The organism is Brevibacterium sp. FAM 24630 (genome assembly GCF_049804075.1).
In the GTDB taxonomy this organism is placed as follows: Bacteria; Actinomycetota; Actinomycetes; order Actinomycetales; family Brevibacteriaceae; genus Brevibacterium.
This window is the reverse complement of sequence record NZ_JBNBZD010000004.1, coordinates 85726-97394: the sequence shown is the minus strand read 5'-3', so window position 1 is coordinate 97394 and position 11669 is coordinate 85726. Positions and strand designations below refer to the sequence as shown.

General features: G+C 67.2%; 11 protein-coding genes. 2 read left to right on the top strand and 9 right to left on the bottom strand.

Annotated elements, in window-relative coordinates; all coding sequences use genetic code 11:
- Positions 1 to 66: 66 nt before the first annotated feature.
- The 3 genes from pucL to uraD form a co-directional block, all read right to left on the bottom strand.
- Positions 67 to 951 (bottom strand): factor-independent urate hydroxylase, encoded by an 885-nt coding sequence (gene pucL / locus ACPUD7_RS04715; RefSeq protein ID WP_425119296.1) that lies wholly within the window; start codon positions 949 to 951, stop codon positions 67 to 69.
- Between the two features lie 157 nt (positions 952 to 1108).
- Positions 1109 to 1432 (bottom strand): hydroxyisourate hydrolase, encoded by a 324-nt coding sequence (gene uraH, locus ACPUD7_RS04710; protein WP_425119295.1) that lies wholly within the window; start codon positions 1430 to 1432, stop codon positions 1109 to 1111.
- Positions 1429 to 1923, bottom strand: a complete 495-nt coding sequence (gene uraD / locus ACPUD7_RS04705) for a 2-oxo-4-hydroxy-4-carboxy-5-ureidoimidazoline decarboxylase (RefSeq protein ID WP_135537351.1) — start codon at positions 1921 to 1923, stop codon at positions 1429 to 1431. The genes uraH and uraD overlap by 4 nt, the downstream gene beginning before the upstream one ends.
- Positions 1924 to 2112: 189 nt before the next feature.
- Here uraD and ACPUD7_RS04700 point away from each other — a divergent pair, with 189 nt between their 5' ends.
- Together ACPUD7_RS04700 and bcp are read left to right on the top strand one after the other, a co-directional pair.
- On the top strand, positions 2113 to 3324 hold the full coding sequence (locus ACPUD7_RS04700; protein ID WP_425119294.1) for a glycerate kinase: 1212 nt from the start codon (positions 2113 to 2115) through the stop codon (positions 3322 to 3324).
- A 14-nt stretch (positions 3325 to 3338) separates the two neighbouring features.
- Positions 3339 to 3812: a thioredoxin-dependent thiol peroxidase gene (gene bcp, locus ACPUD7_RS04695; protein ID WP_135537353.1), complete on the top strand. Its 474-nt coding sequence runs from the start codon at positions 3339 to 3341 to the stop codon at positions 3810 to 3812.
- A gap of 67 nt (positions 3813 to 3879) precedes the next feature.
- Here bcp and ACPUD7_RS04690 read toward each other — a convergent pair whose 3' ends face one another.
- The 6 genes from ACPUD7_RS04690 to guaD all read right to left on the bottom strand — a co-directional run bounded on the left by ACPUD7_RS04690 (position 3880) and on the right by guaD (position 11615).
- Positions 3880 to 4869, bottom strand: a complete 990-nt coding sequence (locus ACPUD7_RS04690; RefSeq protein ID WP_425119293.1) for a DUF559 domain-containing protein — start codon at positions 4867 to 4869, stop codon at positions 3880 to 3882.
- Positions 4870 to 5019: 150 nt separating this feature from the next.
- On the bottom strand, positions 5020 to 6375 hold the full coding sequence (gene allB, locus ACPUD7_RS04685) for an allantoinase AllB (protein ID WP_425119292.1): 1356 nt from the start codon (positions 6373 to 6375) through the stop codon (positions 5020 to 5022).
- Between the two features lie 91 nt (positions 6376 to 6466).
- The gene (gene gcl / locus ACPUD7_RS04680) at positions 6467 to 8260 is read right to left on the bottom strand and encodes a glyoxylate carboligase (protein ID WP_425119291.1); all 1794 of its coding nucleotides are present in this window, start codon (positions 8258 to 8260) and stop codon (positions 6467 to 6469) included.
- 147 nt (positions 8261 to 8407) lie between these two features.
- The gene (locus ACPUD7_RS04675; RefSeq protein ID WP_425119290.1) at positions 8408 to 9295 is read right to left on the bottom strand and encodes a 2-hydroxy-3-oxopropionate reductase; all 888 of its coding nucleotides are present in this window, start codon (positions 9293 to 9295) and stop codon (positions 8408 to 8410) included.
- Between the two features lie 30 nt (positions 9296 to 9325).
- Positions 9326 to 10156 (bottom strand): hydroxypyruvate isomerase family protein, encoded by an 831-nt coding sequence (locus ACPUD7_RS04670; protein WP_135537357.1) that lies wholly within the window; start codon positions 10154 to 10156, stop codon positions 9326 to 9328.
- A gap of 175 nt (positions 10157 to 10331) precedes the next feature.
- A complete protein-coding gene (gene guaD, locus ACPUD7_RS04665) occupies positions 10332 to 11615 on the bottom strand; it encodes a guanine deaminase (protein ID WP_135537358.1) in 1284 nt (427 codons plus the stop codon).
- Positions 11616 to 11669 lie beyond the last annotated feature (54 nt).

Here is an 11669-nt window from a genome sequence, read left to right as displayed (position 1 = left end):
CCGGGAGCCCGGAGACTGAAAGACCTGCTGCAGCGGCTCTGCTGACTCAGCAGGTGGTGCGCCGGGTCAGCAGAAGCCGGCGATCTGTGCCCACGCGTCCTTGTTCTCGTCGACGCCTTCGCGGGTGAACGTGGCTTCGATGAGGCCGTAGGGACGGTCGGCGACGATGAAGACCTCGTTCGGGTTCTCGAGCCCGAACCGTTCGATGTCGTAGAGGAAGTGGTGCTTGTTCGGGCAGGAGAAGCGGATCTCGTCGATCTGCGGCACGGCCTCGATGACCTTCTCACCCATCTGGTAGAGGGTGTGCTGCAGAGCGTGGGAGAAGTGGTCGGTGAAGGAGTCGAGGATGATCTCCTTGACCTGCTTGTACACGGCCTCGAAATCGAGATCGGTGGAGTTGTAGATCCACCGGGTGGCGATGTCGGTGGCGAGGATCCGGTCCTCGGTCTCCGGCAGGGTCGTGTACTTGTCCTTCGGGTAGCCGACGAAGCCCGATTCGGTCGTCTTGAGCACGGTGAGTCCGTTGAAGCCGGAGATCAGTGTGTCCTTGTCGCCGTCACGGGTGAACACGGCGGTGCGCACCTCGGGGGCGGACTTGAAGAACGAGTGATTGTGATCGTTGATCCGGCTCCAGCCGTACTCCTCGGCTTCCCAGCGTCCGCCGGTGACCCAGTCGAAGCTCGAGGTGAAGTGGTCGGCCAGACCCATGATGAACTGTTCGGGCGAACTCACGCCCAGTTCCTTGGCCTTCGCGAAGACCGTGTTCTTCTGCGTATCGGTGGCGACGACGTGTTCGTTGTTGCCTTCGGTGTGCGCGGTCTCGAAGTCACCCCACAGCTGTGAGGTGACATTGAGATCGCGGAGTTCGTGGCGTTCGGAGTCGCGGTAGACCCGCATCAGTCGGTTCTCCGCCTTGCCGTACTGGTTCGATGTCAGTCGGACCTTGCTCATCTTGGTATTCCTCCAGTTCGTCGGCATGCGGGCATGCGCATACCGTGACCATTCGATTGACGAGGCCTGCCGGCGAGTTTCCGGTCGGCTTCGGCGGTTTGTTGAGGATCTGATCCTGCAGGGGGCCTGCTTCCCCTGATGTCGCTGTGGGGGCGGCTCAGCTGCCGCGGTAGGTGCTGTAGGCGAAGGGGCTCAGCAGCAGCGGGATGTGGTAGTGAGCCTGCCCGGCCTGGACGGTGAAGTCGATCGTCACCACGGGGTGGAAGTGGTCGATGTCCCGGGCGGCGAAGTAGGCGCCGGTGCCGAAGACGATCCGGTAGTCACCGGGTTCGAGGTGGTCGGGGCCGAAGTCGGAGACGCGCCCGTTGTCGTCGGTGCGGGCCGAAACGATCTCTTCGTCGCCCGCGTAGAGGGTGACTTCGAGGTCTGCGGCAGGAGTGCCGACGGTCGAGTCGAGGGCGTGGGCGGTGATGAAGCTCATGCGAGGATTCCTTCGAGTCTCAGGGCGGCGATCTGGATCAGCTGTTCGCCGACTTCGGCGGTTTCGTCCGCATCGGTGTTGTCCATGCGCCGCTGCAGCTCGGACAGGACCTCTGCGGGTGTGCGCCCGGCGGCACGGATGAGGAACACTCGGTCGAAGCGTTCCTCGTAGGCGGCGTTTCCGGCGGCCAGCTGCGATTGCACCTCATCGTCGAGGGTGCCGAGTCCGGCCTGTTCACGACTCGAGTGGGCCGCCTCGGCGCTCTGTCCCTTCGCTTTCTCCCCGATGCGGGGGTGGTGGGACATGGCGGCGTCGATCTCGTCGGTGCGCAGCGGGGCGGCGTCATTGCGTGCCGACTCCAGCGCGGAGTCGAGGTCGGGGAACGGCCGTGCGGCGATGACCGCGTCGATCCACCGGTCGACGTCGAGGCAGGGGCGCAGAACATTCCGGGCCTCGTCGGCTGGGAGTCGATTGAACTCGGCCAGGTCCACGGTGACCTCCTTGACGTGCACTGACGGGTTTTCACGGTTCGGAATACCATTTCCGAACAACTGGTTCGAGTGTGCTGGGCCTGCGCGGCAATGTCAAATTGCTCACACCATTTTGTGGAAACTTTATTCCGAATCGTGGATAATGGCATGAGGACGATCCCGCTCCCGACGATGAGGTTGAATGAGGGAATGAGCGACACATCTTCGACACACAGCACCTCGGCACCGGCCGCACGAACAGCTGCGGCCGCGTACCCGAGGATCGTCTGCGCCCCTGATTCCTTCAAAGGCTCGGCATCCGCGCCGGCGGCCGCGGCCGCTTTGGCCCGCGGCGCCCGCACGGCCTTCCCGCACGCCGCCGTGACCGAGCTGCCCTTCGCCGACGGAGGGGAGGGCACTCTCGATGCGCTGCTCGCGGTCTGGGGAACCCCGCGACGCACCGTGGACACGGTCGACGCCCTGGGCAGGGCCGCCTCGGCGGCGTTCGGCATTTCCCCCGACGGCACGACTGCAGTCATCGAGGCCGCGCAGGCCAACGGACTGCCCCAGGTCTCGGACGTGCCGCTGCAGCCCGAGCGCGCCGACACGTTCGGGGTCGGCCTCATCGCCCGGGCCGTGCTCGATCTCGGCGTCGAGGAGATCCTGCTGTGCATCGGCGGTTCGGCGAGCACCGACGGCGGAGTCGGCATCGCCGCGGCCCTCGGCGCCCGCTTCGTCGATGCCGGCGGCGCTTCCGTCACTCCCGGCGGCGGAGGGCTGGCCGCGGTCGCCGCCGTCGACACCACGGATCTCGACCCGCGCGCCCGCACGGTGCGCTGGCGCATCGCCGTCGACGTCGACAATCCGCTGACCGGACCCCGCGGAGCCGCCGCGGTCTTCGGCCCGCAGAAGGGCGCCGACGCGGAGTCCGTGACCGTGCTCGATACGGGGCTCGGCCACCTCGCCGAGGTGCTCGCCGCCTCCCCCACCGAGGCCGAGGCACTGGCTGCGACGCCGGGGTTCGGGGCCGCCGGCGGTATCCCATTGGTGCTCACGACGCTGTTCGGCGCCGAGGTGGTGCCCGGCTCCACCATGGTCGCCGAGACCGTGGGACTGGCCGCGGCCCTGGCCGAGGCCGACATCGTCCTCACCGGAGAGGGATCGTTCGACTCGCAGTCCCTGGGCGGGAAGGTCGTCGCGGCCGTGCGGCACCACGCCCCCGCCTCGGCGCGGGTGATCGTCATCGCCGGACGCGTCGGGCTCTCGCCCGCGCAGTGCCGGGAGGCAGGGATCACGGCCGCTCTGTCGATCGCACCGGGCCCGGCCGATCTGACCACCCTGTCCGAGCGCGCCGAAGCGCTCATCGAGGACACGGCCGCGCATGCGTGCGCACTCGTGGCCGCTGGAAGCACCACTCAATGACGAAAGGATTCACCATGATCACTCAGACTCAGCTTGCCGTCGGGGACATCGCTCCCGACTTCTGCCTCACCGACGCCGAGGGGCGGACCGTGTCGAAGGAGGACTACGCCGGCCGCCGCGTCATCCTCTACTTCTACCCGAAGGCTGCCTCGCCGGGCTGCACGACCGAGGCCTGCGATTTCCGGGACAATCTCTCCGCGCTCGCGGCCGCCGGGTTCGAGGTCCTCGGCATCTCGCCCGATGATACGGAGTCGCTCAAGGAATTCGCCGCCGAGGAGGGGCTGACGTTCTCTCTGCTCTCCGATGAGGGCGCTGCCGTCGCGAAGGCCTACGGCAGCTACGGGCAGAAGACGATCGGCGAGCACACCTTCCAGGGCACGCAGCGTTCAACCTTCGTCATCGGCGCCGACGGCACCCTCACCCACGCCGAATACAATGTCGACGCGCGCGGCCACGTCGCCCGCCTCCGCACCCAACTCGGTGCCTAATTGCTACCCGACGGCGGCCCAGCAACCTCGCGCCAGGTTGCTGGGCCGCCGTCGGGTGCTTCCGCGATCATCCGGTGCGCAACCGTGAGGCGAGCACGCCGAGGATCCGCTCGAAGGGCGCGGTGCGGAAGAGTTCGCCGAAGGTCAGACGGATGACCTTGTAGCCTCGGGCTTCGAGAGCGGCCTCCCGTGCCTTCTCTGCGGCGATGCTCGCGCGGGGAGTCCGGCCGTTCATCGTGTACTTCTCAACGCCGTCGATCTCGACGATGAGTTTGGCGTCCCGATGGCAGAAGTCGACGCGGGCAAAGACCTCGCCGTGGTCACCGAAGAATTCGACCTGCGGTTCGAAGCCGGCGACCCCGTGTTCGAAGAACCGCACGGCGGCGATGGACTCCGACGGTGCCTCCCTGCGCCCGTCGGTCAAGTTCAGCGCGCAGAGGACGGCAGCGTCGCCGCGGGATTCCGGGCACTCCTCGAGGACGGCCTCCAACCGCAGCCGGCTTGTCAGACGTCGGCGGATCGCCTCGTCGAGCATCGGCACGGACACATCAGGGTCGTAGTCGCGGGCGACATCGATGAGCGTGCGCTCCACCGTCGTCACCGCGTAGATGCCGACCATCTTCCGATGCGCCGAGGGGATCTCCCGGTTGCGGACGTAGAGGTGACGGTACTTGCGGCTGACGTTCGGTCGGAACACCTCCACCCGCGTCTGTGCAGGGTAGGCAATCGGCAGACCGTGGACGAGGGCGGCCGAGAGGTGGGAGAAGACCTCGCGACCCTTCGTCACTCGCCAGCGCCCGGATGCAGTGTGGATCTGTTCGGCACGGGTGCGGATGAGGACCCGCAAGGGTTCGATCTCATCGCGCATATCGTCTCGGTGGGCGAACTCCTCGAAGTCCTCCTCACTCAGTGCCGCCCAGATGGCTTCATGCCGTGCGTCTTCGCAGGACCCGGTCGCCACATACCGCCCACGGGCGATGCGTCTCAGACAGCAGCGCACAGCGCGTCTGACTTCGTCCTTGGAAAACCCCAGCCGATACAGCTTCGCGGTCGTCATACACAAGTACATGACACCAAACTGCATCATTCGACTCCGAACGGCAATAGGCGAAGGCAATCTGTGGATAACTTCTTCCCCGGACTACCCGACGGCGGCCCAGCAATCTCGCGCGAGGTTGCTGGGCCGCCGTCGGGTAGTAAGGGAGGGTCAGCGGGCGGTGAGGAGGTGGCCGGTCGGGGTTTCGAAGTCGACCGGGGCTCCCCGCAGCAGCGTCTGCACCACGCGACCGCGGACGGCGCGGGAGTCGTACGCGCTGATCTGGTTGCGGTGGTAGAGATCCGTGGCATGCACGGTCCACTCCTCGTCGGGGGCGAATACGGCGAAGTCCGCGTCATTGCCCTCAGCGATCGCACCCTTGTTCGCCACCCGGGCCACGGCCGCCGGTGCCGCGGACATCCAGCGGACCACCTCGGCGAGGTCGATGCCGCGCTTGGCCGCCTCGGTCCACACGAGCGAGAGCCCCAGCTGCAGCGAGGAGATTCCGCCCCAGGCCGCACCGAAGTCACCGGTGTCGAGCAGTTTGAGTTCGGCCGTCGACGGCGAATGATCGGAGACGATGCAGTCGATCGTGCCGTCGATGAGTCCCTGCCACAGCGCCTCCCGGTTCGACTCCTCACGGATCGGCGGGCAGCACTTGTGCGTCGTCGCCCCGTCGGGGATCTCCTCGGCGGTGAAGACGAGATAGTGCGGGCAGGTCTCGACGGTGAGCTTGATGCCTTCCGCCTTGGCCGCAGCGATCTGGTCGAGCGAATCCGCCGAGGACAGGTGGAGGATGTGCGCCCTCGCCCCGGTCGCCCGCGCCGCGTCGATGACGCGGGCGATCGCGACGTTCTCGGCCTCGCGCGGACGCGTGGCGAGGAAATCAGCGAACTTCGGACCCGAGTTCTTCGGCGCTTCAGCCATCACCGCATGGTCTTCGGCGTGGACGATGAGCATCCCGTCGAAAGCGGCGATCTCGGCCATGTCGGCGGCCATCTCATCCGGCTCCAGCGGAGGGAACTCCTCGACCCCGGAGTCCTCGAGGAAGCACTTGAACCCATAGACCCCGGCCTCGTGCAGAGGACGCAGATCCGCGGTGTTGCCGGGGATCGCCCCGCCCCAGAAGCCGACATCGACGAAGGCCTTGGGGCCGGCGACCTCGCGTTTGGCGTCGAGCGCGGCGACGCTGACCGTCGGCGGCAGCGAGTTCAGGGGCATGTCGACGATCGTCGTCACTCCCCCGGCCGCGGCCGCGCGAGTGGCGCTGGCGAATCCCTCCCACTCGGCACGACCGGGATCGTTGACGTGGACGTGGGAGTCGACGAGCCCGGGCATCAGCACCTGATCGGCTCCAACCTCGATGATCGTCGCCCCCGCCGAGGCGGCCGTATCCAGATCCTGGCCACCGCGGGCGATCGCAGCGATCCTTCCGTCCGCGACACCGATCTTCACGGAGTCGGTGCCGTCGGGCAGCAGAGCCCTCTCGGCGTGGATGATCAGATCGAAGTTGGCGTCATTGCTCAATGTTCCTCCTCAGTCGCCCGACCCGGGCGGCCGGTGTATGCGGGTTCGGTATACCGTTCTAGCCTACTCGTCCCGGGCGTTTCGGCCCAGCCTATTTCGCTGCGGCCAGTTCTCCCATCGGTGTCAGCGCCGTCGGAGCGTCCGCCGGGGTCTGGGCCAGGGTCTCGAACTCGTTGATCGCATCGAGCGCGGCTCCCATCGAGATGTTCGTGATGCGTTCGAGGATGACCTCGACGACCACGGGCACCTGATGTTCGTCCATAAGTTCCTTGGCCACGCGCAGTCCTTCGCCGATGAGCTCGGGGTCTTCGACCCGCAGCGCCTTGCATCCGAGCCCCTGCGCCACGGCCACGTGGTCGACTCCGTACCCCGCCGAGCCGGACCCGGCGGAGTTGATGTTCTCGAACGCCAGCGACACCTCGTAGTCCATCTCGAATCCGCGCTGAGACTGGCGGATGAGCCCGAGGTAGGAGTTGTTGACGACGACGTGGACGTAGGGGATCTTGTGCTGCGCGCCGACAGCGAGTTCTTCGAGCATGAACTGGAAGTCGTAGTCACCGGACAGGGCGACGACGGTTTCGCCCGCCTTGCCCCTGGCCACGCCGAGAGCCGCGGGCCCGGTCCAACCGAGGGGGCCGGCCTGTCCGGCGTTGATCCAGCGCCTCGGCCGGTAGACGTGGAGCATCTGGGCTCCGGCGATCTGACTCAGCCCGATCGTCGATACATAGGTGACGTCCTTGCCGAACGCCTGGTTCATCTCCTGGTAGACCCGCTGCGGCTTGATCGGCACCTCGGTGAAGTTCGTCTTCCGGTGCTCGGTCGACTTCCGTGCCGTGCACTCACCGGCCCAGCCGGTGAAGTCCGGCAGAGAGCCGGCCCGGTCGCGAGCGGCCGCAATGAGTGCCTCGAGGGCCGCTCCGGCGTCCGAGACCACCCCGTAGTCGGGCGAGAACACGCGCCCGATCTGCGTCGGTTCGATGTCGATGTGGACGAACTTCCGCCCCTTCCGGTAGACGCCGAGGTCACCGGTGTGCCGGTTGGCCCAGCGGTTGCCGATGCCGATGACGAGGTCCGATTCGAGGAAGGAGGCGTTGCCGTAGCGCACGTGCGTCTGGATGCCGACCATCCCGGCCTGCAGCACATGGTCATCGGGGATGGTGCCCCAGCCCATGAGGGTCGGTGAGACCGGAATCGAGGTGAGTTCGGCGAATTCGACGAGCCGATCGGACGCATCGGCGTTGATGATTCCGCCGCCGGCGATGATGAGCGGATGCTCCGCCTCGGCGATGAGGTCGAGGATCTTCTCCGCCTGCGCCGAGGTGGCCGCAGGTTTCGACGGCGCCAGCGGTTCGTAGGTGTCGATGTCGAAGTCGATCTCGGTCTGCTGCACATCGATGGGCAGGTCGATGAGCACGGGCCCGGGTCGGGCCGAGCGCATGATCTGGAACGCAGACTGAATGGCTCCGGGGACCTGCCCGGCTTCGAGCACCGTCTTGGCCATCTTCGTCACCGGTTTCGCGATCGAGGCGATGTCGACGGCTTGGAAGTCCTCCTTGTCGAGCACGGCGACCGGGGCCTGGCCGGTGATGCACAGGATCGGCTGGGAATCGGCGGCCGCGGCGTAGAGGCCGGTGATCATATCGGTGCCGGCCGGCCCCGAGGTGCCGAGGCAGACGCCGATGTTGCCCGGTGCCGAACGGGTGTAACCGTCGGCCATGTGGGAGGCCCCTTCGACGTGACGGGCCAGGGTGTGGCGGATGCCGCCATGGGCCTTCATCGCCGAGTACAGCGGATTGATCGCGGCTCCCGGCAGGCCGAAGGTCTCCGTCGCGCCTTCCTTTTCGAGGATGAGCACAACGGCGTCGACTGCGCGCATACGTGTCATTGTTCGTCCTTTGTTCATGAACCGACGACGACACTGTCGCCGGCTCGGTTCGTGGTGGGGCGGGGCCGTCGGTGTCGTTGGGCCGACGGCCCCGCCCGGCTGGTGTGGCCTCGCGACGGGCTGATCACCCTCGCCGAGGCGGCCGTTTCAGTTCTCGTTCTTCCCGGAGAGCTGTTCGACGACGGTGAAGAGACCCGAGTGGTCGAGTCCTCCGTTGCCCTGCTGCACGGTCGAGGCGACGAGCTGGGCGACGGCGGACCCGAGCGGGATGGCGACTCCGGCCTCTCGCGCGGCGGCGGTGACGATGCCCATGTCCTTGTGGTGGAGTTCCAGGCGGAACCCGGGACCGAACTCACGATCGAGCATCTTCTGCCCCTTCTGTTCGAGCACCTTGGATCCGGCCAGTCCCCCGCCGAGGACCTGCAGCGCCGGGGTGGTCTCGACGCCGTAGGCTTCGAGGAAGACGACGGCTTCGGCCAGCAGGCCGATGTTGCCGGCGACGATGAGCTGGTTGGCGGCCTTGACGGTCTGACCGGCGCCCGAGGGGCCGACGAGCACGATGGTCTTGCCGACGGCGTCGAAGACATCGGCCACGGAGTCGAAGTCGGCTCTGTCTCCGCCGACCATGATCGACAGAACGCCGTCGACGGCGCCGGGCTCTCCGCCGGAGACGGGAGCGTCGAGCGGTTTGAGTCCGGTTTCCTTCGCCTGCTCGGCGAGTTGCTTGGCCACGTCGGGGCGGATGGTGGAGAAGTCGATCCAGGTGGCGCCGGGCTCGGCGTGGGCGAGGATGCCGTCGTCGCCGGTGAGCACGGCTTCGACGTCGGGTGAGTCCGGGACCATGGTGATGATGACATCGGCACCGGTTACCGCCTCGGCGATGGTGGCTGCGGCGGTTCCTCCCGCCTCGGCGAGGGAATCGGCTTTGGCCGGGGTGCGGTTGAAGCCGCGGACGTCGAAGCCGGCGGCGACGAGGTTCTTGGCCATGGGCAGGCCCATGATGCCGAGTCCGATGAATGCGATTGTCTTGCTCATGGGGTTTCCTTCGTGTGGAGTTCGGGGTTCTCAGGCGGACTGGGCGGCGTGGGCCAGCCAGTCGAAGGCGGTGGCACGGTCCTGCTTGTATTCGAGCGCGACCGAGCCGGTGTAGCCGAGCGCATAGGCACGGTTGATCCAGTCGCGCAGCGGCAACGATCCGGTGCCCGGTGCTCCGCGCCCCTCAGCGTCGGCGATCTGGATGTGGCCGAAGTCGGCGGCCGCGGCTTCGATGACGGCGGCCACATCGTCGCCATTGACGCTCATGTGGAAGAAGTCGGCGAGCACGGCGATGTTCGATGGTCCGTCGGCGCGGACGGCGGCGACCACCTCGGCGGCGTCGGCGAAGCGCTTGAGCGGGTAGGCCTCGGCCCCGGAGACGGGTTCGACGAGGACGGTGCCGCCGATCGCGGCGACCGCGTTCGCGGCCAGGGAGAGGTTGGCGACGGCCGTGGCGTCCTGGCCGGCGGCGTCCTGGCCTTCGGTGCGCAGTCCGTAGAGGGCGTTGAAGGCGCGGCAGCCGGTGCGGCGGCCGATCTCAACGACGATGTCGACGTTCGCGGCGAAGTCCTCCTCGGCGCCGATGACGGAGACCATGCCTCGGTCACCGGCGGCCATATTCCCTGCCCAGAAGTTCAGCCCGGCGAGTTCGACTCCGGCGGTCTCGAGCGAGGCGATGAACTCATCGACCTCCGCCGAGGTGGGGCGCGGGTTGCCGTCGAAGGGCCACCAGAATTCGACGCGGTCGAAGCCGGCGTCCTTCGCGGCCTGGGCGCGTTCGAGGACGGGCAGTTCGGTGAGCAGGGTGGAGCAGTTGAGGATGTAGCTGTCGGGAGCGGTGAAGTCGAAGGCCTGGGTCATGGAGCTCTCCTTTGAGGATCTCTTTTTTCCGTATTGCGGAAGTTCATTTCCATTCAGTGAAATAAGCATAGGCAGTTGGCGAAGCCCGCGTCAAGACCCCTCCCCAAAACAACCCGACGGCGGCCCAGCAACTTGGCGCGAGGTTGCTGGGCCGCCGTCGGGTAGTAAGGGAGGGTCAGTTTTTGGTGGGGTGGCCGTCGATCCAGACTTCGGCGATGTCAGCGGGAGTGCCCATGGCAAAGATCGTCGCCAAGGCGTCTCCGTCGTCGGCGGCATGCCGGATGCCGACGTCGAGGGGCTCGCCGGCGGCCGGGCGGACGAGCACGGCGTCGAAGCGCTTGCCTACGGACAGATCCCCGACTTCGTCGAGTTCGAGCGCCTCGGCGCCGGCCGCCGTGGCCAGGTGCAGCAGGTGCGCGGAGTTCAGTGCCACTCCCCCGGACGGGTCGAGCTGCTGCATGAAGTACGACTGCACCCCTTCCTTGAGCAGGTTGAATCCGGTGCCTGCACCCACATCGGATCCCAAGGCGACCCGGACTCCGGCGTCGAGGTGGCGGCGCAGGGGGAAGAAGCCGCTGGCCAGCGCCGAGTTCGACGTCGGGCAGTGTGCAGCGACGGCCCCGACCTCGGCCATGCGCTCGAGCTCCCGGTCCTGCGGGTGGACATTGTGGGCGAGCACGGTGCGCCGCCCGAGCAGTCCCGCCCGGTCGTAGGTGTCGAGGTAGTCCCGCGATTCGGGGTGGATCGCCGCCACCCCGGAGACCTCGTCGAGGTTCTCGTTGAGGTGCGAGGTCACCCAGATGCCGGGATTGTCGGTCACGAGCTGACCGCCCGCGGCGAGGAGTTCGGGACCGGCGGAGAACGAGAACCGTGGGGTCACCGCATAGCGCAGCCGCCCCTTCCCGTGCCAGGCGTCGATGAGCGCCTGCCCTTCGGCCACCGATCGGTCGACGTCGGTGAGCAGGGACTCCGGCAGATTCCGGTCGCTGGTGACCAGGCCCGATGTCACCCGCAGTCCGGCCCGCGCGGCGGCAGAGAAGAAGATGTCCATGGCCCCGGCGAAGTGCGAACCGAAGACCATCGCCGAGGTGGTCCCCGCCGCGATCAGTCCCGTGAGGAACTCTCCGGCCACGGCTTCCGCGTACGCGGGCTCACCGAGTCTCGCCTCTTCGGGCAGGGCGCACTGGTCGAGCCATTCGAGCAGGGGCTTGCCGAGATGACCGATGGCGCGGACCTGCGGCAGGTGGACGTGGGTGTCGATGAGCCCCGGCAGCAGCACGCCGTCTCGCAGGTCGACGACCTCTGCGTCGGGGTGGGCATTCCGGGCGGCGGCGAAGTCGGTGCGGGCGGTGATGAGCCCGTCGTCGACGACGAGGGCGATGTCGGTCTCGGAGCGCAGCTGCCCTCCGGTGAAGGGGTTGTCAGGCGTGTCGAAGACGCGCGCACGATAGATGACCACGATGGTTCTCCTTGAGTCAGGGGGTGGAAGACTGTTTGAGTCAGGGGTGGAAGA